We start from the raw sequence: 25,902 nt of genomic DNA, 5'->3' as shown, positions 1-25,902 counted from the left end.
ATTAAGGCAGCCCAAATACAAGCTTGATCAGCCTTTGCCTCGTGCCCGAGCAACTGCCTCGCACTGTTAGAAGGCGCGGAAGGTGACGACGGTGAACGTGTCCTTGATGCCGGGAAGAATCTGCACCTTCTCGTTGACGAAATGGCCGACGTCTTCTTCGTCGTCGACATAGAATTTGGCGAGCAGATCGTAGTTGCCGGCGGTGGAGTAGATTTCCGAGGCGATCTCGGCATCGGCAAGCGCGCTGGCAACCTCATAGGATTTGCCCAGCTCGCATTTGATCTGCACGAAAAACGCCTTCATGGCTTCGTCCCGCTAAACTTCCAGGTCCAAGCGGCCCTTCTGGCAGACTGGAGGCAGCCTTTCAAGCACTGGAATGCGCGCTTAGCCGGCGCGGGGTCCCGGCCACCCGCCTCGCGCGGCTCCGCAACCGGCATGCCGTGCTTGCAGAGCCTGCCGCCGATCACTAGCGCGGGCATGCCCCTGCAATATCGTTCGTGCATGGCTTCTGCACCGAGGTGGGACGAATATTGGCGGCCGCTGAAACCGTGAGGCGCCCTCGCACGTATGTTAGGATGTCTCCTGGAACTTCTGGAGGCGGTTCGAGGACGGTGGAGACAAGCCATGCGCCGCGGCTTTTTCGCATTCGCGTTCGTTTCGCTCATGCTGGCTTCCCAGGCGTCTGCCGGAGATGCCGAGATCAAGGCTGGTCAGTCCGTCATCGACAGTCAGTTGAAGGCCCTCATCGCCGATGACGGCGCCAAGGCCTACAGCTTTGCCGCCCCGAACGTGAAGCAGATATTCCCGACCGTCGATGCCTTCATGAACATGGTGACCAACGGCTACCCGCCTGTGCGCAAACCCCAGTCCTATGCTTTCGGCAAGGTCGAGCAGACTGGTCCCGGTTCGATCCTCCAGCAGGTACTGATCGTCGGCCCGGACGGCAAGGATTATGAGGCGGTCTACACGCTGCAGCAGCAGCCTGACGGCACATTCCAGATCACCGGCTGCAGCCTGCGGGCGTCGAACTCGCTCAGCACCTGAACGGGCTTACGGCGCCGGGATATCGCCCCTCGTCCAGCCCTCGGAAATCTCGGCCCCGCGCGTCTTGAAGGTGCCGGTTTCGATCGCGGCGCGGATGTCCTGCATCAGCTTCTGGTAGTAGGACAGATTGTTCCAGGTCAGCAGCATCGCGCCGAGCGCCTCCTGCGAGCGCACCAGATGGTGCAGATAGGCACGCGAATAATCCCTGGCTGCCGGGCAGTCGCTCTCTTCATCGAGCGGGCGCGGATCGTCGGCATGGCGGGCGTTGCGCAGGTTGACCTTGCCGCGCCTCGTATAGGCCAGCCCGTGCCGGCCGGCCCGCGTCGGCATCACGCAATCGAACATGTCGATGCCGCGGGCAACCGATTTCAGGATATCGTCCGGGGTTCCCACGCCCATCAGATAGCGTGGCTTGTCGTCTGGCAGTTCGGGACAGGTGATGTCGAGCATGTCGAGCATCACCGCCTGCGGCTCGCCGACGGCCAAGCCGCCGACAGCATAGCCCTTGAGCTCCATCGCGCTCAGCGCCTGTGCCGAGCGAACCCTGAGCGCCGCGTTGTCACCACCCTGCACGATGCCGAACATCGCTTTGCCCGGCTGGTCGCCGAACGCCGTCTTGCAGCGTTCCGCCCAGCGCAGCGACAGTTCCATGGCGCGCTCGATCTCCCTGATCTCGGCCGGCAACGCGGTGCATTCGTCGAGTTGCATCTGGATGTCGGAATCGAGCAGACCTTGAATTTCGATCGAGCGCTCCGGCGACATCTCGTAGGCCGCGCCATCGATGTGCGAACGGAACGTGACGCCCTTTTCCGTCAGCTTCCTCAGCTTCGATAGCGACATCACCTGAAAACCGCCGCTGTCGGTCAGGATCGGGTGCGGCCAGCGGGCGAATTCGTGCAGACCGCCGAGCCGCGCCACGCGCTCGGCCCCGGGCCGCAGCATCAGGTGATAGGTGTTGCCCAGGATGATGTCGGCGCCAACGCCGCGCACCTGGTCCATGTACATGGCCTTGACCGTGCCACCGGTGCCGACCGGCATGAAGGCCGGCGTGCGGATTTCGCCGCGCGGCATGTCGATCAGACCGCGCCGCGCCTTGCCATCGGTCGCCAACACCTTGAAGGTGAAATTCTCAGCCATTGAATTCCTTGTCGAATACCGGCGCATCCGGCGCCTGCTCGTCGAGCGACTGACGGTATTGGATGCAGCCGCGCATGAATTTTGGCCAGGGCGGCACCGCGATTGACGGCTCGGTCTTTTCCGGCAGCAGGTCCCACAGATCAGGGTGATGCCAGCAGAGATCATGACCTGTGGTATCCCGGTGCGCGCGAATGCCGGCGCGCAGCTTTTTCACTTCCGCGATCAGCCTGTCGCGGTCGAAGGTCTGCAGATCATCGTCCATCGTTCTCCTCCCTGAACAGAAGACTGGCGTCTCCATAGGAATAGAACCTGTAACCGCTCTCGATCGCATGCGCATAGGCGGCACGCATCGTGTCGAGGCCACTGAAAGCCGAGACCAGCATGAACAGCGTCGAGCGCGGCAGATGGAAGTTGGTCATCAGCATGTCGGCCGTGCGAAAGCGATAGCCGGGCGTGATGAAGATGTCGGTCGGTCCGGACCATGGCGCCAGCGTGCCGTCCTCACGCGCCGCACTCTCGAGCAGGCGCAGCGAGGTCGTGCCGACGGCAATGACGCGCCCGCCCCTCGCCTTCGCCGCATTGAGCGCATCGGCGGTCGCCTGGCTGACCGAGCCGATCTCGGCATGCATCTTATGGTCCGCGGTATCGTCCGCCTTGACCGGCAGGAACGTACCGGCGCCCACATGCAAGGTGACGAAGCGGCGTTCGACCCCTTTGGCGTCCAGCGCCGCGAAAAGCGCCGGCGTGAAGTGCAGGCCCGCGGTGGGCGCCGCTACCGCACCTTCTTCCCGGGCATAGATGGTCTGGTAGTCGGCACGATCGCGCTCGTCGTCATCGCGCTTCGAGGCGATGTAGGGCGGCAGCGGAATGTGGCCGACCGCGTGCAGCGCTTCGTCGAGGAAAGGACCGGATAGATCAAAGCCGAGCAGCGCTTCGCCACCCTCGCCTTTTTCGATCACGGTGGCGTCGAGCTGGCCGAGGAAACAGGAATTGCCGTCATGGCCGAAATGGATGCGGTCGCCAGCGGCAATGCGCTTGCCCGGCCGCATGAAGGCCAGCCAGCGGTCCGGCGCCATGCGCATGTGCAGCGTGGCCTCGACCTGCGACTGTGCTTCGCCGCGCCGCCTGAAGCCTTTCAACTGCGCCGGAATGACCTTGGTGTCGTTGAAGACCAGCACGTCGCCGGCGCGGAGCAAGGATGGCAGGTCGCCAACCGTCCCGTCCTCCAGCCCCTTGCCTGGCTTGACCACCAGCATTTTGGCGCTGTCGCGCGGTTCTGCCGGGCGAAGCGCGATGCGCTCCTCCGGCAGGTCGAAGTCAAAGAGGTCGACGCGCATCGGGACTCAAAACAGCCGAACGAGCAGCGCTCCGGCCAGCAGAAGCACCGCGCCGGCGACGCGGCCGAGCGAGATTTCACGCACGGCGACCCCAAGGAAGCCGACGCGGTCGATGAGCATACCCGCGAGCAGCTGGCCGGCCACCAGGAACGCCATCAGCGCGGCCGCGCCGATGCGCGGCGTCAGGATCGTCGAAAGCGTGACATAGAAGCCGCCAAGCATGCCGCCGGCGACAAACAACCAGGGCGCGGGCGCCTTCCAGTCGAGCGAGATGCCCTGCAGCTTCACCACCGTGACGGAGATGATGCCAAGCACGATCGCGCCCGACAGGAACGAAAACGCTGCCGCCGCGACCGGGAGACCCAAGCCGCGCGCAAGCTGCGAATTGATCGGCGCCTGGATGGCAATGAAGGCGCCGGACAGGATGCCGAGAAGCGACCATACGACGCCCATCATTGTCGTTTGTCCTTACTGGATGTCGGCCGCGACCTTTAGGGACACGATCTTGTCGGGATCCTGCACCGGCTCGCCGCGCTTGATCTTGTCGACATTGTCCATGCCCTCGATGACCTGGCCCCAGACCGTGTACTGGCGGTTGAGGAACGCGGCGTCGTCGAAGCAGATGAAGAACTGCGAATTGGCCGAGTTCGGGTTCTGCGAACGAGCCATCGAGCAGGTGCCGCGGCCGTGGTTTGCGTTGGAGAACTCGGCCTTCAGGTCAGGCTTTTCCGAGCCGCCCATGCCGGCGCGAGACGGCGCGAAGCTGGGCTTGCTGGAATTGCCGAATTTCACGTCGCCGGTCTGCGCCATGAAGCCTTCGATGACGCGGTGGAAGACGACGCCGTCATAGGCGCCTTCACGCGCCAATTCCTTGATGCGGGCGACATGGCCAGGAGCCAAATCGGGAAACAGTTCGATGACGACCTTGCCCTTGGTCGTTTCCATGATGAGCGCGTTCTCGCGGTCCTTGATCTCAGCCATGTCAGATATCCTTTTGTAAAATTGGAACTATTTGTCGGCGGCGATGCGCACTTTGATCATCCGGTCGGGATCGATGACCGTGCCATTGTCCGCCTCGTCGCCCTTCTTGATCTTGTCCACCAGGTCCATGCCGCTGACGACATTGCCGACAATCGTATACTGGCCATCGAGCGGCGGCGCCGGTGCGAACATGATGAAGAACTGCGAATTGGCGGAGTTCGGATCCTGCGAACGGGCCATGCCGACCACGCCGCGCTTGTAATGCTCGGCCTGCGAGAACTCGGCAGGCAGGTCGGGCAGGTCGGAGCCGCCGGTGCCGACGGCCTGGGCATTGAAGCCCTTTTTCATGTTGCCGAACTTGACGTCGCCGGTCTGCGCCATGAAGCCATCGATGACACGGTGGAATGCGACATTGTCGTAGGCATGGTCACGCACCAGCTTCTTGATCTGCGCGACATGCTTGGGCGCCAGATCGGGGCGCAGCGCGATGGTCACGTCGCCATCTTTCAGCGTGATGATCATCGTGTTTTCCGGATCTGCGGCATAGGCCGAGACCGATGCGGTCACGAGACCGGCGAGCACAACAAGGAATGAGGCGAGCCTTTTGAGCTGCATGAGGGTTCTCCGAGCTTATTTCGCGAATTTTGCGGTGAGCGCGCCGGCCACGGCCGCCGGCACGAAGGGGCGGATGTCGCCGCCCATCGAGGCTATCTGGCGCACAAGTGTGGCGGTAATGGTGCGCACCGACGGGCTGGCGGGCAGGAAAACCGTCTGCAATTCAGGCGCCATGGTTTCGTTCATGCCGGCCATCTGCATTTCGTAGTCGAGGTCGGTGCCGTCGCGCAGACCGCGGATCATGATCGAGGCGCCTTCTCTCCTGGCCGCATCGATCACCAGCCCATCGAAGGCAACCACCTTGATGCGGGCGCCATCGCGGCCGAATTCGGCCTTCGCGGCGGCTTCGATCAACTGCACCCGATCCTCGAACGAAAACAGCGGCTTCTTGCCCGGATGAATGCCGATCGCGGCATAAACAATGTCGGCAACCGCCAGCGACGCTTTCAGCACATCGAGATGGCCGTTGGTCAGCGGGTCGAAGGAGCCGGCATAAAGGGCGATGCGTTCGGTCATGGCGGAGCTTCTAGCGAGCCTCTATCACAAAGGCAAATCCGATTGGCAGGCGGCCCATGAACCTTTTCCGGCGCATGAACGACAGATGAACACGCTGATCACGAAGCCTTCACGCAGCGTTCACTAGGCTGCACCCTTAATAAGATGAAACCAAAGTCCCATATATCCGTTGTAAGGCGCAGGAGAACACGCACATGCTGATCTACATGCTCGCCACCGCAATGACCGTCGCCATGCTGATCGCCACGCTATTCGGGCTGCATCAGGAAGCACAGCGCATCCGCGTCAAGGCCACCACCAAGCGCTTCGAAGGCTTTGGCCTGCGCAAGCCGTATCGCCACTACTAAGACAGTCCGCAACGCTGCCGCGCCGGCCGACAGGCCGGCGTTGCTATGTCAAACGTACTAGGAACTATTCGGCGTTGTCCGGACCGCTGTCATTCGAATCCGGCCCCGCGCCACCCTCGACGGCCTCTTCCACTTCCTCGTCCGATTGCGGCTCCGAAATCCGCTCGACCGAAACCACCTTTTCACCTTCAGCCGTGTTGAAGATGGTCACGCCCTTGGTGGCGCGGCTAGCGAAACGGATGCCGTTGACGGGTACCCGGATGACGGTGCCGCCATCCGACACCAGCATGATCTGATCGTCATTGCCGACCGGGAAGGTTGCCACCAGCTGGCCGATTTCGGCTGCCTTGGACACGTCGGTGGCACGGATCCCCTTGCCGCCGCGGCCGGTCAGGCGGAAGTCGTAGGACGACGAGCGCTTGCCGTATCCATATTCAGTCACCGTCAGCACGTACTGCTCATGCGCCTTGAGGAATTCGTAGCGGTCGTCTGGAAGCTCGGTCTCCTCGCCGATCTCCTCATTGGTGAGCGCGATCTCTTCTTCCTCTCCGGCTGTCTCGGCGGCAAGCCGCCGCTCCGACGCCGCCCGCTTGAGGTAAGCGGCGCGTTCCGCCGGTGAAGCATTGACATGCTCGATCACCGACATGGAGATGATGCGGTCGGTTTCAGCCATGGTTATGCCGCGAACGCCGACGGAATTGCGGCTCTGGAAGACGCGCACGTCGCCGACGGAGAAGCGAATGCACTGGCCCGAATTCGCCGTCAGAAGCACGTCGTCATTGTCGGTGCAGGTCTCGACGCCGAGAATTTCGTCGCCCTCCTCCTCCAGCTTCATGGCGATCTTGCCGTTGCGATTGACCTGGACGAAGTCGGACAATTTGTTGCGGCGCACGGTGCCGCGCGTCGTGGCGAACATCACGTCGAGATCGCCCCAGCTCGTCTCGTCCTCGGGCAGCGGCATGATGGTGGTGATGCGCTCGCCCTGCTCCAGCGGCAGCATGTTGATCAGCGCCTTGCCGCGTGACTGCGGGTTGCCGATCGGCAGCCGCCAGACCTTTTCCTTATAGACGATGCCGCGCGAGGAGAAGAACAGCACCGGCGTGTGGGTGTTGGCCACGAACAGCCGGGTGACGAAATCCTCTTCCTTGGTCGACATGCCGGAGCGGCCCTTGCCGCCGCGGCGCTGCGCCCGATAGAGCGACAGCGGCACGCGCTTGATGTAGCCGGAATGGCTCACCGTCACGACCATGTCCTCGCGCTGGATCAGATCCTCATCTTCCATGTCCGCGCCGCCATCGGTGAGCTCGGTGCGGCGTGGCGTGCCGAATTCGTCGCGCACGGCGGCGAGCTCGTCCTTGACGATCTGCTGGATGCGCGCGCGCGACGACAGAATGTCGAGGTAGTCCTTGATCTCGTCGCCGATCGTATTCAACTCATCGGCGATTTCGTCGCGGCCAAGCGCGGTCAGGCGCTGCAGGCGCAGTTCGAGGATGGCGCGCGCCTGTTCCTCGGACAGATTGTAGGTGCCGTCCTCGTTGATACGATGGCGCGGATCGTCGATCAGGAGGATCAACGATTCAACGTCACCCGAGGGCCAGCGCCGCTCCATCAACTGCTCGCGCGCCGTCTGCGGGTCCGGCGCGCTGCGGATCAGCTTGATGACCTCGTCGATGTTGGCGACGGCGATGGCCAGGCCAACCAGCACATGGGCGCGGTCCCGCGCCTTGCGCAGCAGGAACTTCGTCCGCCGGCTGATCACCTCCTCGCGGAAGGTGACGAACGCCTTCAGCATGTCGGTCAGGTTCAGCAGCTCCGGTTTGCCGCCGTTCAGAGCCACCATATTGGCGCCGAAAGAGGTCTGCAGAGGCGTGAACCGGTAGAGCTGATTGAGGACGACGTCGGCAACGGCGTCACGCTTGAGCTCGATGACGACGCGATAACCCTGGCGGTCGCTTTCGTCGCGGATGTCGGAAATGCCCTCGACGCGCTTGTCGCGCACCAGTTCGGCCATCTTCTCGATCATCGAGGCCTTGTTCACCTGGTAGGGAACCTCTGTGATGATGATCGATTCGCGGTCATTGCCGCGCTGTTCGATGTTGACCTTGCCACGCATGACGATGGAGCCGCGGCCGGTGGAATAGGCGCTGTAGATGCCGGAACGGCCAAGCACGATGCCGCCGGTCGGAAAATCGGGGCCCGGAATGATCTCCATCAGCGCCGGCAGGTCGATCGCCGGATTGTCGATGACGGCAATAGCGGCGTTGCAGACTTCACCGAGATTGTGCGGCGGAATGTTGGTGGCCATGCCGACGGCAATGCCGCCCGAACCGTTGACCAGCAGATTGGGAAAGCGCGCAGGCAGAACCTTCGGCTCGGTGTCCGAAGCATCATAAGTGTCCTGGAAATCGACGGTATCCTTGTCGATGTCCTCCAACAGCTCGTGCGCGACCTTGGTCAGGCGCGATTCGGTGTAGCGCATCGCCGCCGGCGGATCGCCGTCGATCGAACCGAAATTGCCCTGCCCGTCGATCAGCGGCACGCGCAACGACCAGTCCTGCGCCATGCGCACCAGGGCGTCATAGATCGAGGCGTCGCCATGCGGATGGTATTTACCCATCACGTCGGCTACGGGGCGCGCCGATTTCACATATTTGCGGTTCCAGTGGTAGCCGCTCTCATGGGCGGCATAGAGGATACGACGGTGCACCGGCTTCAGGCCGTCGCGCACATCGGGCAGCGCACGGCTGACGATCACGCTCATGGCGTAATCGAGATAGGAGCGCTGCATCTCCTCGATGATGGATATCGGCTCGATGCCGCTGGGGCCGCCGTCTGTGCCGCGCGGTGTCTTCTGGTCGGTCAAATCGGATCACAATCTAATCAGGAATCACTCGCTGCTTATATAGGAAGCGAGGCCGAAACTCCAATGTCCGGGGCACTTTTCCAGTGTCAATTTTAGCGGTAATTTCAAGTGGATACCACTGATTGCGACGATATGGCCACGACCCTTTCGCCGCCAGCAAGGCAAAAGCCGGCAATGGACCGTTTTCCCCAGACGAACGCCGCGAGCGCGATCAATTGGAGCTCCTGGCAACTTTTCAGCGGCTGCCAACGCGCCCGGACCGATACCGGCCAGGCGTCTCGCCCATGACCCGCCGAAACCGGCGGTTGAAGGTCGACAGATCGTTGAAGCCGGCTTCGAAAGCAATTGCCGAGATGGCATCGTCGGACGTGCGCAATCGCACCGCCGCGCGATGCAATCGGGTCCTGAGCAGGTACTGATAGGGCGTCATGCCGGCAACCTGCCGGAAGGTGCGCAGGAAATGATAAGGACTGGTCGCGGTCTCATCCGCCAACGCTGGAAGCGAGACCGGTCCGTCGGCATGCAGTTCGATCCGCCTCACCGCCTCGGCAACCCTTTTCTGGTCGCGGCGGCTTGGATCGCGACTGGCGTGCCTTGCGCCTGAGACTGTCGCCACGGCGGCACCGGCGATGCGCAGGGCGATTTCCTCGAAGGCACCTGCGTCCGCCATGTCGCGCGCGGCTTCCGCCTCGGCCAGCAGCGGTGCGATGGCCGGTAACGGCGGCAGGCGTGGCGTCTCGAAGGTGAGCTTCCCAGCGCCGGGTACGTCGGCGACGATCCGGTCCATATAGGCCGGCCCGAAATGGAAGGAGAGGCAACGGTCGCCGCTGCCATGCTCGTGCCCGCATTCGTAGCATGTGCCGGAATTGCCAAGCAGGAGGCTGCCTGGCGCGAGCATGGCGGTGCCTTGCTGTGCGCGATAGCGGAAGGTGCCACTGGTGACCGCCGCGACGCAAAAATCCCGATGGACTTCCTCGAACGGCCGATCGCCGGCGCTGGCCGTGCAGATCACATCCGCCACGTGCCAGCCAGGTCCGGATGCAAGGGTGTTCGCGGTCGCCGTCATGGCTGAAATATAGCAATTTTTCCCAAGCCCAAAACCCCGCCGGCACCTATTCCTCGCGGTCTCCTGACAAGAAGAGGCCGCAGCCATGCCCGACCAATCCACATTTGCCGAAGCCTTGCACAGTCCCGGACCGATCCAAGGGCTTGCCGAAAAACTGAGCCTTTACGGCCGCTTCGTCGGTGCGTGGACGTTTGACGCCGCGCGCCATCTCGAGGACGGCACGGTGCTGACCGGACGCGGCGAGGTGCACTTCGGCTGGGCGCTGGAAGGCCGCGCCATCCAGGATGTCTGGATCCTGCCCGCGCGTGACGCCGGCCCCTCGCCATCGCTTGGCAAATGGACCTTTTACGGCACGACGCTGCGGGTCTATGACCCTGGAATCGATGCCTGGCACATCTTCTGGAGCGACCCGCGCAACCAGTATTTCAGCCGCCAGCTCGGCCGCGCCGAAGGCGGCACGATCGTGCAGGTCGGCGCCGACGGCACTGGTTCCTCGGTACGCTGGAGCTTTTCGCGCATCACCGAGAATTCCTTCCGATGGCTCGGCGAGCGCTCGCATGACGGCGCGGACTGGCACCTCGAAGTCGAGTTCCTGGCGCGTCGTCAATCCGAAAGATGACGCCACAACCCTTAGTAACAATGGAGAAAACCATGTTCGATCATATCTCGATCGGCGTTCGCGACGTCACTGCCTCCAAACGTTTCTACGATGCCGCGTTGAGGCCGCTCGGCTTCACTTGCGTCAGCCAATCGCCGGGTTCGCTCGGCTATGGTGTCCAGTCTGTCGCGCCCCAGGCTGTCGCGCTGTGGGTCAACGAGGCGGCGCGCCCGGTGCCGGCGGACGAAAGATCCGGCCTGCATTTCTGCTTCGCCGCGCCGACACGGGATAGCGTCGGTGCCTTTCATGCCGGCGCGTTGCGCGAAGGCGGCAGCGACAATGGCGCACCGGGCCTGCGCGCCGACTATGGCGAGAACTATTACGCGGCCTTCGTCGTCGATCCGGACGGCTATCGCCTGGAGGCCTATTGCGGCGCCGCCGCCTAACCTGCGGTTCTGACTGTTCCCACCGACCGGGGTATGCTCTACCAATGTGGGTACGGGCGTGGCCCGGCGGGAGGGGTCAGCGATGCCGAGTTTCGACAGCCTGTTCAATGCCTTCGTCACCATTCTCGTGACCATCGATCCGCCTGGGCTGGCGCCTCTGTTCCTCGCCGTGACGCGCGGCATGAACCGCGAGGAGCGCAGCCAGGTTTCCGTGCGCGCCTCGGTCATCGGTTTTCTGGTGATGGCGCTGTTTGCGGTGGCCGGCGCATCGATCCTGTCGGTGTTCGGCATCACCTTGCCGGCGTTCCGTGTCGCCGGCGGGTTCCTGCTGTTCTTCATCGCCTTCGAAATGGTGTTCGAGCGCCGGCAGGACCGCAAGGAAAAGATCGGCGACGTCGCCATCACCAAGGACATGATCCACAACATCGCCGCCTTCCCCCTGGCGATCCCGCTGATCGCCGGCCCCGGCGCGATTTCAGCGACGGTGCTGCTCTCAGGCTCGTTTCAGGGTTTTGCGGCGCAGGCGGCCCTGGTCGGCATCATTCTTGTCTGCCTCGTCATAACCTATCTGGTATTCGTGCTGTCGGAACGCATCGACCGCATCCTCGGCCAGACCGGCCGCTCGATCCTGACCCGCCTGCTCGGGGTTATCCTGGCGGCACTGGCCGTGCAGTTCGTGGCAGATGGCATCAAGGCGCTGATGGCCTCGTAGGCCCGCTTATTTTGCGGTCGTATCGATGACTTCAAAGTCGTGGGTAATCGTCGCGGTCTTGGCCATCATGGCGGAGGCCGAGCAGTATTTTTCGATCGAAAGGTCGATTGCCCGCTTGACCTTGTCGCTGGACAGCGCCCGCCCCTTGACGATGAAATGCATATGGATGCGGGTGAACACTTTGGGATCGGTTTCGGAGCGGTCGGAATCGAGCTCGACCACGCAATCCTCGACGGCCTCGCGCCCCTTTTCGAGGATATGGACGACATCATAGGCCGAGCAGCCGCCGGTGCCGATCAGCACCAGTTCCATCGGGCTCGGTCCCGGCGTCTTGCCTTCCGGGCCTGACGCCGTGCCCAGCACGACCTTGTGGCCGCTGCCGGACTCGCCGACGAAGGTGCGCTCCTCGACCCATTTTACCCGTGCCTTCATCGCCAGTCCTCTTACGTCTCTGATCGCGCCAACGTCAGCTCAAAACCACCATGCAAAACCCCGAAAGTCCATGCGGACCCTCGGGGCATATCAAGTAAAGGCATTCGCTATTTGGTGCGGCTTTCGATCAGAACGGAATTTCGTCGTCCAGTTCGCGCGACGAACCACCGCCACCGCCGCCCCTGGGAGCGTTGCCGCCACCGCGGTTGAACCCTTCGTTCGGGCTCGACTGGCCGAAATCGGAACCACGGCTGCTGCCGCCACCGCTGTAGCCGCCAACCTGACCGCCCTCACCCTGGCCACGCGCGTCGAGCATCTGCAACTCGCCGCGGAATTTCTGCAGCACGACTTCGGTCGTGTATTTGTCGGCACCGGTCTGGTCCTGCCATTTGCGCGTCTGCAGCTGGCCCTCGACATAAACCTTCATGCCCTTCTTCAGATACTGCTCCGCCACCTTGGCGATGCCCTCATTGAAGATGACGACGTTATGCCACTCGGTCTTTTCCTTGCGCTCGCCGGAATTCTTGTCGCGCCAGCTTTCCGACGTCGCGATGCGAATGTTGACGACCGGCTCGCCCGAGTTCAGGCGGCGGATTTCAGGGTCAGCGCCGAGATTGCCGACCAGAATGACCTTGTTGACGCTACCCGCCATGATATTTCTCCGCACTATCCGAAACAAATTTTTGTCGCAGCACCTTACAGGCTACGCACGTCAGCCGCTTGCCAAGGCTGGCTTTTCCCACAAGGTTTTTGTTCCCTTTTCGTTCCTATATGCACTGCGGCCAATTGTCAAGGAATGGCAGCAATGCCGGAACGCCGCATATGGGTCTCAAAACAGCGCTTGCCAAATCGATAAGTATCGACTTATGCTTTTGTCATGATCGAAGCAGAGATTTTCCGCGCCTTGGCCGACCCGACACGCCGCGCCGTCTTTGAGCGTCTCGCCACAAGCGAGATGAGCGTGTCGGAATTGCGCAGCGGCCTGACGGTGTCGCAACCGGCGGTGTCGCAGCATCTGGCGGTGCTGCGGGGCGCCGGCCTCGTGGTCGAGCGGCGGGCCGGCCGCAACGCCTATTATCGTGCGGATCCGCAGGGGCTTGCCCCGCTGCTCTCATGGATCGAACGCTACCGTACCTTCTGGCCGGAGCGCATCGAAAGGCTGAAGACGGTTTTGAAGGACATGGATCAATGAACAGCCAAAGCGAAGTCTCTCCCGATGCGATTGAGTTCGAATACGATCTTGCCGAGCCGCCGGAAAAGGTTTGGCGGGCGCTGACCGTGCCGGAACTGCTCGCCGCCTGGATGATGCCCAACGACATCAGGCCGCAGACCGGCAGCCGCTTTGCCTTCGCCGGTCAAGACGCGGCGATCGAATGCGAGATTCTCGATGCCGAGCCCGAACGCCTGCTGCGCTATTCCTGGCGCGAGCGGTCGGACGATGCCGCGCACCCACTCGACAGCACCGTCACCTTCACACTCGCCCGAACCGTTTCCGGCGGCACGCATCTGCGCATCGTCCATGACGGCTTTGCTCGCAAGGCGATGCCGGCCGTGGCCATGGCGGGGGCAGGCTGCCGGCTTTCGCTGCACGGGACCGGCACGCCTATAGCCGCGAACACCCCACGCCTTCTGCTGCTGCACGCGGCTTGAACACGGAAAATTGGAGACAGAAAAATGGGCGGTGTTGCCAGTCTTGTGCCGATGGTAATCGAGCAATCGAGCCGCGGCGAACGCGCATTCGACATTTTTTCGCGGCTGCTGCGCGAGCGCATCGTCTTCGTCAACGGGGAGATTAACGATGACGTCTCGGCGCTGGTCTGCGCGCAGCTTTTGTCGCTGGAGTCGGACAATCCCGAGAAGGAGATCTCGCTCTACATCAACTCGCCCGGCGGCATGGTGACCAGCGGCTTCGCCATCTACGACACGATGCAGTATATCAGCTGCCCGGTGTCGACCGTATGCATGGGCTTTGCCGCGTCGATGGGATCGTTCCTGCTGATGGCGGGCACCGCCGGGCGCCGCATCGCACTACCCAACGCCACCATCCTGCTACATCAGCCGCTGGGCGGCTTCCAGGGCCAGGCTTCCGACATCCAGCGGCACGCCGAACGCATCGGCCAGACCAAACGCCACATGACCGAACTCTACGCCCAGCATTGCGGCCGCAGCTATGAAGACGTCGAGCGCACGCTCGACCGCGACCATTTCATGACCGCCCGCGAGGCCCAGGCCTGGGGCATCGTCGACCATGTGTTCGACACCCGCAAAAAGGCTGCGTAAGACCAGAGTGAGGTCAAATCCTGCTGCTTGTCGAAGATTTGACGATCCCGCTCTGGCTCCGGTGGCGGCAGGCCCCTATAACAAGGGATGACCGACACTCATCGATCAAGAACATCGCACCGTGTCACGGCCGCCATGGTGCTTGCCATCGTCGGCCTTGTGTCCAGGTCGGCACTTGCCGACGAGGCCTCGTCGTCGGTTCGGAAAGGCGCCCTGCCCGGCGTAACCGGCGACTATCGCATCGCAAAGCCCGCCCCGGTGCCCGAACCCGACGACGCGTTCCCCAGCAGCGGCAACGGGCAGTTCAAGATCGGCAATACCGATGTCAGGATTTCCGGCAGCATCACCGTCGATGTCGGAGTTGGCGGGACCAAGCCACCCAGATAGGCAAAGATCGGGCCTTCCAACTGGAGCCCGCCAAAAGAACAGCCCCGCCGTGCCTTGGGCAAACGGGCGGGGCTTTTCTGGATCTCAAATCCATTTTTGCCGGGAGTGTACTGCCGGCGTTTGATTTCGGATGCTTCGCGGCATTCAGCCGACGATCCGACTAGCAGTCTCTGATTTTCAGGGATACGGCAGGTCACGGTTTGTCGGGTGGCGCAAACGCCTGCCCTTGGCACTTATGCCTGCCGCGGCTCCAGTAACAACTGAAGCCCTGGGGGACTATCCGGTGGCGTCATGCTCCGCTCCTCTTGTCCGTTGCGACATTGTCGTCGTGAAGCGCAAATCGCAAATGCCTGCGGCGTCTCGCAGGCCGCCTTGCGGCGGCGAGGCCATCGATAGACGGCCGGCTTCGCTGACTTCGCAAGACTGCTCCCGTGAGTTGGCCGCGTCAACCATCAATAGCCGGTTACGGAAAAATGTGATCGCCGGGAGCTTACGTTCGGGTCAGCTCCCGCACAGCTTTGTCAGGAGCGTGTTCGGCCTTTGTTCTTTCCGCTTGCCCCCTCGCGCGAAAGGCGGTTAAACGACTTCTGTCGAGAATTGTGGCGTCTCTCGACGTGGCGGCAAAAATAACTACATAGGGAATGGCCGGGGAAACCCGCCGATCCCACAAATTCCAGATCTGAGGCGGCGACCTGACATGGCCGACCATAAATATCTTTCCATTCGCGGGGCGCGCGAACACAATCTGAAGAATGTCGATCTCGACCTGCCGCGTGACAGCCTGATCGTCATGACCGGCCTGTCGGGCTCCGGCAAATCGTCGCTTGCTTTCGACACCATCTATGCAGAAGGCCAGCGCCGCTATGTCGAGAGCCTCTCGGCCTATGCCCGGCAATTCCTCGAAATGATGCAGAAGCCGGACGTCGACCAGATCGACGGCCTGTCGCCGGCCATCTCGATCGAGCAGAAGACCACGTCGAAGAACCCGCGTTCGACGGTCGGTACCGTCACCGAGATCTACGACTATATGCGCCTTCTGTTTGCCCGCGTCGGCGTGCCCTATTCGCCGGCCACCGGCCTGCCGATCGAGAGCCAGACGGTCAGCCAGATGGTCGACCGGGTGCTGGCCGTCGAGGAAGGCACGCGCCTGTTTCTGCTGGCGCCCATCGTGCGCGGCCGCAAGGGCGAATATCGCAAGGAACTGCTGGAGTTGCAGAAGAAGGGCTTCCAGCGCGTCAAGGTCGACGGCGTCTTCTATGAAATCGCCGATGTGCCGGCGCTGGACAAGAAATACAAGCACGACATCGACGTCGTCGTCGACCGCATCGTCGTTCGCGGCGACCTTGCCACAAGGCTTGCCGACTCCATCGAGACGGCGCTGAAGCTGGCCGAGGGGCTGGCGGTGGCGGAGTTCGCCGACAGGCCGCTCGATGCCAGCCAGACTGGCGAGGATTCGGTCAACAAGTCGAAGAACGAGACGCATGAGCGCATCCTGTTCTCGGAAAAGTTCGCCTGCCCGGTCTCCGGCTTCACCATTCCGGAAATCGAGCCCAGGCTGTTCTCCTTCAACAACCCGTTTGGCGCCTGCCCGACCTGCGACGGTCTCGGCAGCCAGCGCGCCATCGACCCCAACCTCGTGGTGCCGGACGAGAACGTGTCGCTGCGCGACGGCGCCGTCAGCCCATGGGCGAAATCGACCTCGCCCTATTACTCGCAGACGCTCGAGGCATTGGGCAAGGCGTACGACTTCAAGCTCGGCGACAAGTTCAAGGATCTTTCAGCGCAAGCCCAGGAAGCGATCCTGCGCGGCACCGGCGAGCGCGAGATCACCTTCCAGTATGATGACGGCCTGCGCTCCTACAAGACGACCAAGACCTTCGAAGGCGTCATCCCCAATCTCGAGCGCCGCTGGAAGGAGACCGAATCCGCCTGGATGCGCGAGGAGATCGAGCGTTTCATGTCGGCAACGCCCTGCCCGGTCTGCAAGGGCTACCGGCTGAAGCCGGAGGCGCTGGCGGTGAAGATCGCCGGCAAGCACATTGGCGAAGTGACGGAACAGTCGATCCGCAACGCCGACAAATGGTTCACCGACCTGCCGGCGCAGCTCAACGACAAGCAGAACGAGATCGCTGTCCGCGTCCTGAAGGAAATCCGCGAGCGTCTGCGCTTCCTCAACGATGTCGGGCTCGACTATCTCACCTTGTCGCGCAATTCCGGCACGCTGTCGGGTGGCGAAAGCCAGCGCATCCGGCTGGCCTCGCAGATCGGCTCAGGCCTGACCGGCGTGCTCTACGTGCTGGACGAGCCGTCGATCGGCCTGCACCAGCGCGACAATACCCGCCTGCTCGACACGCTCAAGCACCTGCGCGACATCGGCAACACCGTGATCGTCGTCGAGCATGACGAGGACGCCATCCTGCATGCCGACTATGTCGTCGATATGGGTCCGGCCGCCGGCATCCATGGCGGCGAGATCATCGCCCAGGGCACGCCGCAGCAGGTGATGGCCAATCCCAATTCGATCACCGGCAAATATCTGTCCGGCGCGCTCGAAGTGGCAACGCCCGGCGTGCGCCGCGAGGCGAAGAAAAACCGGCGGCTGAAGATCGTCGGCGCGCGCGGCAACAATCTGAAGAACGTCACCGCCGAAATCCCGCTCGGCACCTTCACCGCCGTCACCGGCGTGTCGGGCGGCGGCAAGTCGACCTTCCTGATCGAGACGCTGTTCAAGGCGGCCTCGCGCCGCATCATGGGCTCGCGCGAGCATCCGGCCGAACATGACCGCATCGAGGGATTGGAGTTCCTCGACAAGGTCATCGACATCGACCAGTCGCCGATCGGCCGCACGCCGCGTTCGAACCCCGCCACCTATACCGGCGCCTTCACGCCGATCCGCGACTGGTTCGCCGGGCTACCGGAAGCGAAGGCGCGCGGCTATCAGCCCGGCCGTTTCTCCTTCAACGTCAAGGGCGGCCGCTGCGAGGCCTGCCAAGGCGACGGCGTCATCAAGATCGAGATGCACTTTTTGCCCGACGTCTACGTCACCTGCGACGTCTGTCACGGCAAGCGCTACAACAGGGAGACGCTCGACGTGCTGTTCAAGGGCAAGTCGATCGCCGACGTGCTCGACATGACCGTCGAGGAAGGCGTCGATTTCTTCGCCGCCGTACCCGGCGTACGCGACAAGCTGGAGACGCTGAAGCAGGTCGGCCTTGGTTACATTCATATCGGCCAGCAGGCGACGACGCTGTCCGGCGGTGAAGCGCAGCGCATCAAGCTCGCCAAGGAACTGTCGCGCAAGGCGACCGGCAAGACGCTCTACATCCTCGACGAGCCGACCACAGGCCTGCACTTCCACGACGTCGCCAAGCTGCTGGAAGTGCTGCACGAACTGGTCGACCAGGGCAATACCGTCGTCGTCATCGAGCACAATCTCGAAGTGATAAAAACCGCCGACTGGGTGCTCGACCTCGGCCCTGAAGGTGGCGACGGCGGCGGCGAACTGGTGGCGTCCGGCACACCGGAAGCGATCGTGCGGGAGAAGCGCAGCTACACCGGCCAGTTCCTCAAGGAGTTGCTGGAGCGTCGCCCTGGAGGCAAACGCGAAGCGGCGGAGTGATGGGTAAGGATGATCTCATCACGGTCCAGAGCAGCTTTGGCATGAGGCTTGCCGGCCCTGAAGATCTCGCCGCGATCGTCGCGCTGACGCAAGCCGCCTACGCTCCCTACTCCGCCATACTCGATGCACCGCCGATCCCGGTTACCGAGGACTACGCGCCGCGTATTGCCCAGGGTCAGGTCTGGCTGCTGGAGATCGGTGATGAACTTGCCGGAGTGATCACGCTGGAGCGGCATGAAGATCACGCGATGATCTTCTCCGTCGCGGTGTCGCCTGCCTTCCAGGGCAAGGGGTTCGGTATTGCATTGCTGAAGCACGCTGACGAGCAGGCGCGGCAGTGGGGCCTGCCGGAGATACGGCTCTACACCAATGCGAAAATGGAACGAAACATCGCGCTCTATCTCGCTTACGGCTATCGCGAAACGGGTCGCCGGCCCAATCCCTACCGGCCAGGGTGGATACTCGTCGACATGGCCAAACCCGTCGACAACAGGTCCACCACGGCCTGATCGCCACTAGAAATCTGGGAGGACGACAATGAGCAAATCGGGAACAATCCGCGCCGGCATGGGCGGCTGGACCTTCGAACCCTGGGACACGTCCTTCTACCCCGAGAAACTGTCGAAGGCCAAGCAACTGCAATACGCTACCCGGCAGGTGCCGAGCATCGAGGTCAACGGCACTTATTATTCGAGCTTCAAGGAGCCGACCTTCGTCAAATGGGCCAACGAAGCACCTGACAATTTCGTCTATTCGCTGAAAGGCAACCGCTTCGTTACCAACCGGCGCGTGCTGGGCGAGGCCGGTGAATCGATGATGCGTTTCCTGGGTTCCGGCGTTGCCGCGCTCGGCGACAAGCTGGGACCGATCCTGTGGCAGTTCGCTCCGACCAAGAAGTTCGATCCGGACGATTTCGAGGCGTTTCTGAAGCTGCTGCCGGAAAAGCAGGATGGTGTCGCGCTGCGCCACGCGCTGGAAGTGCGCAACGACAGTTTCATCGTGCCGGAATTCCCAGCGCTCGCGCGCAAATACAAGGCGGCGATCGTCTATGCCGACCATGCCAAATATCCTGATATCGCCGACATCACTGGCGATTTCATCTACGCGCGGCTGCAGACCGGCTCGGATGACAATCCGGACTGCTACACGCCAAAGGGCCTCGACGAATGGGCGGCGCGGGCCAAGATCTGGGCGCAAGGCAAGCAGCCGGCGGATCTGCGGCGCGCCGACCCTGCCAGCGACGCGCCGGTCCAACCGCGCGACGTGTTCGTCTACTTCATCACCGAGGGCAAGGTGCGGGCGCCGTTCGGGGCGATGGCATTGATGAGGCGCGTAGCCGACTGAAAAGGCATCAGTCGGTTTCCAGCTACACACAATAGGCGCATAGCCTGTGCGTATTAGCGTAGCAAAGCGCCTGTTCCTGGGCATCTTCGCCACGATCGTAACCTTATCGACACTTCCTTGCCGCATGAATGCGCCGACGCCAAGCCGCAGAGCTGGGACCGCCGCCGGCAGGGAAAGAGGGCATGTCGCTCGACTACACTTCACTTCTGCTGGCCGTCGGTTTCTCGGCCGCTTGCCTAAGCCTGACATTGTTCGGCATGTGGCTGACCGCCCGCTCGGAAAAATTCCTGCTGACATGGGCGATCAGCCTGGTGTTCGTGGTCGGCGATATTTTTATCTATGACGCCTATATCGAGATGCCGGGACGCCTGCTCGGCATCGCCACCTCCGCGTTTCTGCTGATCGGCTTTTCGGCCATGCTGGGTGCGGCCTATCAGTTCCGAACCGGCGGCTCGCCACTGCCGCGGACCCTGTGGGGTTGCTATTCCCTGGCGATAGCGTTGCCCCCCATGGCTCTGGGCTACGATGGCCTCGGCTTCGTGGCGGAGAACATGTTTGCCGCCGTGCTCCTGTTCGCCACGGCTTTCGAATACTGGAAGGGCCGTGATGAGGCACCCGCCCTGACGATCGGCATCACCGCGCTCTATTCGGCCACGGCCACCTCCTTCGGGCTCTGCGCCATGGTTCTCGCCTGGGAAGGAAAACTGGTGCTCGGACATGCACCAAGCAACTGGGCCGAGGAGCTCAGCCTCGTCGTGGTTATCGCCAGCATGACAGGTATTGGCGCGCTCTCGCTTGCCCTCAATCAGGGGCGTCTGGCGAGGCACCACCATCGCAACGCCCAGACGGATTCCCTGACCGGCCTGCTCAACCGGCGCGCGCTGTTCGACATGCATGGCCATGTCCCGGTCGGCGCCTTTACCGCGGTGGTCGTCTTCGACCTCGACAACTTCAAAACCATCAACGACGAATTCGGCCATGCGGCGGGCGATGAAGTGCTGAGGGTGTTCGCCAACGAGTTGGTAGCCAACCTTCGACCGGCCGACGTCGCCGCGCGCATGGGCGGCGAGGAATTCGCGCTGGTACTGAAGCGCACGCTGCCGGAGGCGGTCGAGGAAGCAGCCGAGCGTATCCGGGCGGCTTTCGCGGCGCGACTGATAGAAACCGAAACCGGTTCCCTCACCTGTACGGTCAGCGCCGGATTTGCGTTTGGCAGCAAAGAGGGGATCAGCCTGGACAAGGTACTCAGCGCCGCCGACAAGGCGCTCTATGACGCCAAGCGGGGAGGTCGCAACCGCGTCACCGCCTCGCCATTCCGACGCGCGAGCTAAACGCGCGTATCATGCCAAGCCCGCCGGGCGACATGCATTAGGCCGCCATGACGATTTCATTGAAGGTATCGAGATCGACATAGAAGACCTTGGTGATCTCCTCGATCAGGTCGTCGTAGTCACAGCCCTGCGACCTCAGAATGTTGATGGCGGCGATGATGTCGACGCGTTCGGTAAGCCGCCGCTTCTGGTAGTCCTCGACGTAACGTTCCATGGCTGTCCCTTAGCCTGTGTGCCCAAACGCGTTTGAACGACAATCAGATCGGGAAGCTAGGAAGCCTTGCTTGCGTGGAACTTGCAGGGCCTTTGCCGCGCCGCGATCTGCGATGACCAGACTGATACGGAAACGGCCGACTCACAAAGCCACGAAAAGACTAGCATGCGATATTGCATGTGCCAGAGACGCAGATGATGGATGTAGGAAATATTGGACTTGCCAATAACTTCAAATCTTCAATGAAGTCTGGCGCCGATTCTAGACCGTGAGGAATTTGCGGACATCAGCCCGGTCTAAATCTTCCGCTGGGCCGGTGTGGACGATCTGGCCGCGATCCATGATGTTGACCTCGTCGGCGAGTTCGCGGCAGAAATCGAGATACTGTTCGACCAGCAGCACCGCAATGCCGGCCTGGTCGCGCAGATAGCGTATGGCGCGGCCGATATCCTTGATGACAGAGGGCTGGATGCCTTCGGTCGGCTCGTCGAGCACCAGCAGCTTCGGCCGCATCACGAGTGCCCTGCCGATGGCGAGCTGCTGTTGCTGGCCGCCGGAAAGATCGCCACCACGGCGGCCAAGCATCTGCTTCAGCACCGGAAACAGCTCGAAGACGTGCGCAGGCACGTTGCGGTCGGCGCGCTTCAAGGGCGCGAAGCCGGACTCGAGATTTTCCCGCACGCTGAGCAGCGGAAAGATCTCCCTGCCCTGCGGCACGAATGCGATGCCCGACCGGGCGCGGTCATACGCCGCGCTCCGGTCGAGCGCCTTCCCCTCGAAGGCAACGCTTCCGCTCGTCAGCCGGTTATGGCCGACGATCGATCTCATCAAACTGGTCTTGCCGACGCCGTTGCGGCCGAGCACGCAGGTGATTTTGCCCGCACCCGCCTTCAGCGACACCCCGCGCAACGCCTGGGCGGCGCCGTAGTGCAGCGTGGCATTGGAAACCTCGAGCATGTCAGCGCCTTCTCCAGAACCTCAGCAAAGACAGATCGAAGCGATGGAATTGAACCCGCCAATGCATGCTCATCTCCCCAGATAGACTTCGACGACGCGCTCGTCGGCCGAAACGAAATCGAGCGTCCCTTCCGAGAGCACCGAGCCTTCATGCAGGCAGGTAACCTTGACGCCGAGTTCGCGGACGAAATGCATGTCGTGTTCGACGACAATGACCGAGTGGTCACGGGCGATATCCCTGAGCAGCCGCGCGGTTTCCTCGGTCTCGGCATCGGTCATGCCGGCCACCGGCTCGTCGACCAGAAGCAGCTTCGGGTCCTGCGCCAGCAGCATGCCGATCTCGAGCCATTGTTTCTGGCCGTGGCTAAGATTGGCGGCGAGTTCGCGGCGCTTGTCGCCCAACCGGATGATGCCAAGGATGTCATCGATCTGCCGCGCCTCGGCGGGCGATTGGCGATGGAACAGCGCCGGGAAGATCGAACGCGGTCCCTTCAGCGCCAGCATCAGGTTTTCTTCGATCGTGTGGCTTTCGAAAACGGTCGGCTTCTGGAATTTGCGGCCGATGCCCATCATGGCGATCTCGGCTTCGTCATGCCTGGTCAGGTCCACCTGGCCGTCGAAGAACACTTCGCCTTCATCCGGCCTCGTCTTGCCGGTGACGATGTCCATCATCGTCGTCTTGCCGGCGCCGTTGGGGCCGATGATGGCGCGCATCTCGCCCTTGTCGAGCACCAGGGACAGATTGTTGATGGCGCGAAAGCCGTCGAAGGACACCGAGACGCCGTCGAGATAGAGGATAGTGTTGGATTTGCTCATGGTCGCCTACTCCGCCGCCTGCGGTTCGGGGTCGGACCAGGACCATTCGCCTGGGTTTCTCGCCGGCGAGCGAGCGGGCTTCGAGGTCGCGGACGCGATGCCAACCTCGGCGCCGGCTTCTTCAGCCTGGGACGCCACGCGCAGCGCCCTGGCATTGCCGCGCCAGCTGTCCCACATGCCGATGATGCCCTTGGGCAGGAGCAAGGTGACGGCGACGAACAGGCCGCCGAGCGCGAACAGCCAGAATTCCGGCAGCACGCCGGTGAACCAGGATTTGCCGGCATTGACCAGCAACGCGCCGATGATCGGCCCGACAATGGTGCCGCGGCCGCCGACCGCCGCCCAAATCACCACCTCGATCGAATTGGCCGGCTCGAATTCGCCTGGATTGATGATGCCGACCTGCGGCACGTAGAGCGCGCCGGCAATGCCTGCCATGACGGCCGAAACGGTAAAAGCGAACAGCTTTACGTTCTCGGCCCGCCAGCCGAGGAAACGCGTGCGGCTCTCGGCGTCGCGCACGGCCATCAGCAGCTTGCCGTATTTGGAGCCGACGATCGCCCAGGTGATGAAAACGGCGAGTGCCAGCATCACCGCGCTGGCCGCGAACAGTGCCGAACGGGTCGTATCGGCCTGCACGTTGAAGCCCAGAATATCCTTGAAATCGGTCAGGCCGTTATTGCCTCCGAAACCCATGTCGTTGCGGAAGAAGGCAAGCAGCAGCGCATAGGTCATCGCCTGGGTGATGATGGAGAGGTAGACACCGGTGACGCGGCTGCGGAAGGCGAACCAGCCGAAGATGAAGGCAAGCAGGCCGGGCACCGCCAGCACCGTGATGGCGGCGAACCAGAAATGGTCGAAACCGGTCCAGAACCAGGGCAATTCCTTGTAGTTCAGGAACACCATGAAATCGGGCAGGATCGGGTTGCCGTAGACGCCGCGCGAGCCGATCTGGCGCATCAGATACATTCCCGTCGCATAGCCGCCGAGCGCGAAGAAGGCGCCGTGGCCGAGCGAGAGGATACCGCAATAGCCCCAGACCAGATCGAGCGAGAGCGCCAGCAGTGCATAGCAGAGATATTTGCCGGTCAGCGCCACGATGTAGGACGGAATGTAGAAGGCGCTTGTCGGCGAGACGGCCAGGTTAAGCACCGGCACGATTATAGCCACCGCCAGCAGGATGAAGATGGTGATGGCGATGCGGCGATCCGCGCCGGCGGCAAAGAAGCGTCCCGATATCATGCTTCCACCGCCCTGCCCTTGAGCGCGAACAGGCCTCGCGGGCGCTTCTGGATGAACAGGATGATCAGCACCAGCACGACGATCTTGCCGAGCACCGCGCCGGCATAGGGCTCGAGAACCTTGTTGACGATGCCGAGCGAAAAGGCGCCGACCAATGTACCCCAGAGATTGCCGACACCGCCGAAGACGACCACCATGAAGCTGTCGATGATGTAGCCGCGACCAAGATTGGGCGAGACATTGTCGATCTGGCTGAGCGCGACGCCGGCGATACCGGCAATGCCGGATCCCAGCGCGAAGGTCAGCGCGTCGACCCAGGGCGTCCTGATACCCATCGAGGCGGCCATGCGCCGGTTGGCGGTGACGGCGCGCATCTGCAGCCCCCAGGGCGTGCGCTTCATCACATAGAGCAACATGCCGAATACCGTGAGCGCGAACACCAGAATCCACAGACGGTTCCAGGTGATGGCCAGTTGCCCGACGTCGAAGGAGCCGGACATCCAGGACGGATTGCCGACCTCCTGGTTGGTCGGTCCGAAGATCGAGCGCACCGCCTGCTGCAGGATGAGCGAGACGCCCCAGGTTGCCAGCAGCGTCTCCAGCGGCCGGCCGTAGAGGAACCGGATCACGCCGCGCTCGATGATGAGACCGACGAATGCCGCGACCAGGAAGGCGAGCGGCAGCGCGATCACCAGCGACCAGTCGAACAGGCTGGGAAGGGACGTCCGGATCACCTGCTGGACGACGAAGGTCGTATAGGCGCCAAGCATCACCATCTCGCCATGCGCCATGTTGATGACGCCCATGACGCCGAAGGTGATGGCAAGCCCGATCGCTGCCAGCAGCAGCACGGAACCCAGCGAAATCCCGTACCAGATGTTCTGTCCGGCATCCCACAGGGCCAGCGTCGAATTGATGTTGGCGATCGCTGCCGTCGCCGCGTCCTTGACCGCGCCGGAGGCACTGGCCTCGACCGAAGTGAGCAGCGAAACCGCGTCCCGGTCGCCACGCGCGCCGATCAGGGCGACCGCGGCGAGTTTGTCGGCCTCGGGCCTGTCGGAAACAAGCACCGAGGCCGCGCGGGCCTGTTCGAGCAGAGCCTTGACGCTGGCCACGGTCTCGCTGGCGATTGCCGTGTCGAGTGGCTCGATGTTGGCTGCGTCGGGCGTCTTGAACATGGTGCGGGCGGCTGCCAGCCGCACGGCCGGATCCTTGGCGCCAAGCGTCAGCGTGCCGAGCGCATCGCGGATGACGCGGCGCAGCGTGTTGTTGACCTTGATCTTGGCGACGTCGTCCTTGGCCGCCTCGCCCGATGCTTCGCTGCTGAGCGGATCGAAAAGTTGGACGCTTTCGCCGGTTTCCTTGCCGACGAGGACCAGGGAATCGGCCTTGCGGATATAGAGATTGCCATCGGCGAGTGCCGAAAGCGGGTGTTCGACCAAAGGATCGCCGGTGGCGGCGAGGTCATGCACGACGGCTCCGGTCTCGGAAAAGCCCTTGGCGCTCGCGAACTTGGCGATGATGGCGCGCAGATCGGCTTCGCCTGCGCCCGACGACGACAGTGTCGCCAGCAGGAACAACAGCGTCAGGCCAATCGTGCGGATCAAGGTCATCGGCT

General features: G+C 62.6%; 30 protein-coding genes. 13 read left to right on the top strand and 17 right to left on the bottom strand.

Annotated features, from left to right (window positions below; genetic code table 11):
- Positions 1-66: 66 nt before the first annotated feature.
- The gene (locus tag FJ943_RS28445; protein ID WP_010909609.1) at positions 67-303 is read right to left on the bottom strand and encodes an Lrp/AsnC family transcriptional regulator; all 237 of its coding nucleotides are present in this window, start codon (positions 301-303) and stop codon (positions 67-69) included.
- A 321-nt stretch (positions 304-624) separates the two neighbouring features.
- Between FJ943_RS28445 and FJ943_RS28440 the strand changes: the two genes are divergently transcribed.
- Complete coding sequence (locus FJ943_RS28440) at positions 625-1,044, top strand: DUF4864 domain-containing protein (protein WP_140726876.1); 420 nt, start codon at positions 625-627, stop codon at positions 1,042-1,044.
- 6 nt (positions 1,045-1,050) lie between these two features.
- Here the strand turns inward: FJ943_RS28440 and tgt are convergent, their stop codons facing one another.
- The 7 genes from tgt to coaD are packed head-to-tail and all read right to left on the bottom strand — an operon-like array spanning position 1,051 to position 5,630.
- Positions 1,051-2,181, bottom strand: coding sequence for a tRNA guanosine(34) transglycosylase Tgt (tgt, locus tag FJ943_RS28435; RefSeq protein WP_140726873.1), 1,131 nt, complete (start codon positions 2,179-2,181; stop codon positions 1,051-1,053).
- Positions 2,174-2,443 carry a hypothetical protein gene (locus FJ943_RS28430; protein WP_140726870.1) on the bottom strand — a complete coding sequence of 90 codons (270 nt, stop codon included), beginning with the start codon at positions 2,441-2,443 and terminating at the stop codon, positions 2,174-2,176. Before FJ943_RS28430 ends, tgt begins: the two co-directional genes overlap by 8 nt.
- The gene (queA, locus tag FJ943_RS28425; protein WP_140726867.1) at positions 2,433-3,518 is read right to left on the bottom strand and encodes a tRNA preQ1(34) S-adenosylmethionine ribosyltransferase-isomerase QueA; all 1,086 of its coding nucleotides are present in this window, start codon (positions 3,516-3,518) and stop codon (positions 2,433-2,435) included. The genes FJ943_RS28430 and queA overlap by 11 nt, the downstream gene beginning before the upstream one ends.
- A 6-nt stretch (positions 3,519-3,524) precedes the next feature.
- The gene (locus FJ943_RS28420; protein WP_015317721.1) at positions 3,525-3,974 is read right to left on the bottom strand and encodes a DMT family transporter; all 450 of its coding nucleotides are present in this window, start codon (positions 3,972-3,974) and stop codon (positions 3,525-3,527) included.
- 12 nt (positions 3,975-3,986) lie between these two features.
- Positions 3,987-4,499, bottom strand: coding sequence for a peptidylprolyl isomerase (locus FJ943_RS28415; protein WP_140726865.1), 513 nt, complete (start codon positions 4,497-4,499; stop codon positions 3,987-3,989).
- Between the two features lie 27 nt (positions 4,500-4,526).
- A complete protein-coding gene (locus tag FJ943_RS28410; protein ID WP_140726862.1) occupies positions 4,527-5,114 on the bottom strand; it encodes a peptidylprolyl isomerase in 588 nt (195 codons plus the stop codon).
- 15 nt (positions 5,115-5,129) lie between these two features.
- A complete protein-coding gene (gene coaD, locus FJ943_RS28405) occupies positions 5,130-5,630 on the bottom strand; it encodes a pantetheine-phosphate adenylyltransferase (protein ID WP_015317718.1) in 501 nt (166 codons plus the stop codon).
- Between the two features lie 194 nt (positions 5,631-5,824).
- On the opposite strand from coaD, the gene FJ943_RS28400 reads away from it, so the two are divergent.
- On the top strand, positions 5,825-5,977 hold the full coding sequence (locus tag FJ943_RS28400; RefSeq protein WP_023783997.1) for a hypothetical protein: 153 nt from the start codon (positions 5,825-5,827) through the stop codon (positions 5,975-5,977).
- 64 nt (positions 5,978-6,041) lie between these two features.
- Here FJ943_RS28400 and gyrA read toward each other — a convergent pair whose 3' ends face one another.
- Both gyrA and FJ943_RS28390 read right to left on the bottom strand, forming a co-directional pair.
- On the bottom strand, positions 6,042-8,840 hold the full coding sequence (gyrA, locus tag FJ943_RS28395) for a DNA gyrase subunit A (protein WP_140726859.1): 2,799 nt from the start codon (positions 8,838-8,840) through the stop codon (positions 6,042-6,044).
- Positions 8,841-9,075: 235 nt separating this feature from the next.
- On the bottom strand, positions 9,076-9,906 hold the full coding sequence (locus tag FJ943_RS28390; RefSeq protein WP_140726856.1) for an AraC family transcriptional regulator: 831 nt from the start codon (positions 9,904-9,906) through the stop codon (positions 9,076-9,078).
- A gap of 85 nt (positions 9,907-9,991) precedes the next feature.
- Between FJ943_RS28390 and FJ943_RS28385 the strand changes: the two genes are divergently transcribed.
- The 3 genes from FJ943_RS28385 (at position 9,992) to FJ943_RS28375 (ending at position 11,662) form a co-directional block, all read left to right on the top strand.
- Positions 9,992-10,525, top strand: coding sequence for a hypothetical protein (locus FJ943_RS28385; protein WP_140726854.1), 534 nt, complete (start codon positions 9,992-9,994; stop codon positions 10,523-10,525).
- 32 nt (positions 10,526-10,557) lie between these two features.
- Complete coding sequence (locus FJ943_RS28380; protein ID WP_140726851.1) at positions 10,558-10,950, top strand: VOC family protein; 393 nt, start codon at positions 10,558-10,560, stop codon at positions 10,948-10,950.
- 82 nt (positions 10,951-11,032) lie between these two features.
- Positions 11,033-11,662, top strand: a complete 630-nt coding sequence (locus FJ943_RS28375; RefSeq protein ID WP_015317712.1) for a MarC family protein — start codon at positions 11,033-11,035, stop codon at positions 11,660-11,662.
- Positions 11,663-11,668: 6 nt separating this feature from the next.
- On the opposite strand, the gene FJ943_RS28370 is transcribed toward FJ943_RS28375, so the two are convergent.
- On the bottom strand, positions 11,669-12,094 hold the full coding sequence (locus tag FJ943_RS28370) for an OsmC family protein (RefSeq protein WP_015317711.1): 426 nt from the start codon (positions 12,092-12,094) through the stop codon (positions 11,669-11,671).
- Between the two features lie 127 nt (positions 12,095-12,221).
- Positions 12,222-12,746, bottom strand: a complete 525-nt coding sequence (locus tag FJ943_RS28365) for a single-stranded DNA-binding protein (RefSeq protein ID WP_023773877.1) — start codon at positions 12,744-12,746, stop codon at positions 12,222-12,224.
- A gap of 225 nt (positions 12,747-12,971) precedes the next feature.
- Between FJ943_RS28365 and FJ943_RS28360 the strand changes: the two genes are divergently transcribed.
- The 8 genes from FJ943_RS28360 to FJ943_RS28325 all read left to right on the top strand — a co-directional run bounded on the left by FJ943_RS28360 (position 12,972) and on the right by FJ943_RS28325 (position 21,055).
- Complete coding sequence (locus tag FJ943_RS28360; protein ID WP_015317709.1) at positions 12,972-13,286, top strand: metalloregulator ArsR/SmtB family transcription factor; 315 nt, start codon at positions 12,972-12,974, stop codon at positions 13,284-13,286.
- Positions 13,283-13,744 carry an SRPBCC domain-containing protein gene (locus FJ943_RS28355; protein ID WP_140616308.1) on the top strand — a complete coding sequence of 154 codons (462 nt, stop codon included), beginning with the start codon at positions 13,283-13,285 and terminating at the stop codon, positions 13,742-13,744. The genes FJ943_RS28360 and FJ943_RS28355 overlap by 4 nt, the downstream gene beginning before the upstream one ends.
- A 24-nt stretch (positions 13,745-13,768) precedes the next feature.
- Positions 13,769-14,374, top strand: coding sequence for an ATP-dependent Clp protease proteolytic subunit (locus FJ943_RS28350; RefSeq protein WP_015317707.1), 606 nt, complete (start codon positions 13,769-13,771; stop codon positions 14,372-14,374).
- An 87-nt stretch (positions 14,375-14,461) separates the two neighbouring features.
- Positions 14,462-14,761 (top strand): hypothetical protein, encoded by a 300-nt coding sequence (locus tag FJ943_RS28345; protein WP_140664216.1) that lies wholly within the window; start codon positions 14,462-14,464, stop codon positions 14,759-14,761.
- 697 nt (positions 14,762-15,458) lie between these two features.
- Positions 15,459-18,380, top strand: coding sequence for an excinuclease ABC subunit UvrA (gene uvrA / locus FJ943_RS28340; RefSeq protein WP_140664219.1), 2,922 nt, complete (start codon positions 15,459-15,461; stop codon positions 18,378-18,380).
- 41 nt (positions 18,381-18,421) lie between these two features.
- Positions 18,422-18,889: a GNAT family N-acetyltransferase gene (locus FJ943_RS28335; RefSeq protein WP_140726918.1), complete on the top strand. Its 468-nt coding sequence runs from the start codon at positions 18,422-18,424 to the stop codon at positions 18,887-18,889.
- A gap of 28 nt (positions 18,890-18,917) precedes the next feature.
- Positions 18,918-19,724 (top strand): DUF72 domain-containing protein, encoded by an 807-nt coding sequence (locus tag FJ943_RS28330; RefSeq protein ID WP_140664221.1) that lies wholly within the window; start codon positions 18,918-18,920, stop codon positions 19,722-19,724.
- Positions 19,725-19,906: 182 nt separating this feature from the next.
- Positions 19,907-21,055 (top strand): GGDEF domain-containing protein, encoded by a 1,149-nt coding sequence (locus FJ943_RS28325; RefSeq protein ID WP_140664224.1) that lies wholly within the window; start codon positions 19,907-19,909, stop codon positions 21,053-21,055.
- A gap of 37 nt (positions 21,056-21,092) precedes the next feature.
- Here the strand turns inward: FJ943_RS28325 and FJ943_RS28320 are convergent, their stop codons facing one another.
- From FJ943_RS28320 to urtB, 5 genes are all read right to left on the bottom strand, one after another.
- A complete protein-coding gene (locus FJ943_RS28320) occupies positions 21,093-21,269 on the bottom strand; it encodes a hypothetical protein (protein ID WP_013531844.1) in 177 nt (58 codons plus the stop codon).
- Positions 21,270-21,530: 261 nt separating this feature from the next.
- Complete coding sequence (gene urtE / locus FJ943_RS28315) at positions 21,531-22,226, bottom strand: urea ABC transporter ATP-binding subunit UrtE (RefSeq protein WP_015317701.1); 696 nt, start codon at positions 22,224-22,226, stop codon at positions 21,531-21,533.
- A 69-nt stretch (positions 22,227-22,295) separates the two neighbouring features.
- Entirely contained in the window at positions 22,296-23,042 is a 747-nt protein-coding gene (gene urtD, locus FJ943_RS28310) for an urea ABC transporter ATP-binding protein UrtD (RefSeq protein WP_015317700.1), read from the bottom strand.
- A 6-nt stretch (positions 23,043-23,048) separates the two neighbouring features.
- Positions 23,049-24,284, bottom strand: a complete 1,236-nt coding sequence (urtC, locus tag FJ943_RS28305) for an urea ABC transporter permease subunit UrtC (RefSeq protein WP_140726848.1) — start codon at positions 24,282-24,284, stop codon at positions 23,049-23,051.
- Positions 24,281-25,897 carry an urea ABC transporter permease subunit UrtB gene (urtB, locus tag FJ943_RS28300; protein ID WP_140726845.1) on the bottom strand — a complete coding sequence of 539 codons (1,617 nt, stop codon included), beginning with the start codon at positions 25,895-25,897 and terminating at the stop codon, positions 24,281-24,283. Before urtB ends, urtC begins: the two co-directional genes overlap by 4 nt.
- Between the last annotated feature and the right edge of the window lie 5 nt (positions 25,898-25,902).

The sequence above is a fragment of the Mesorhizobium sp. B2-3-10 genome (genome assembly GCF_006442275.1).
GTDB lineage: Bacteria > Pseudomonadota > Alphaproteobacteria > Rhizobiales > Rhizobiaceae > Mesorhizobium > Mesorhizobium australicum.
This window is presented reverse-complemented; position numbering and strand designations above follow the sequence as displayed.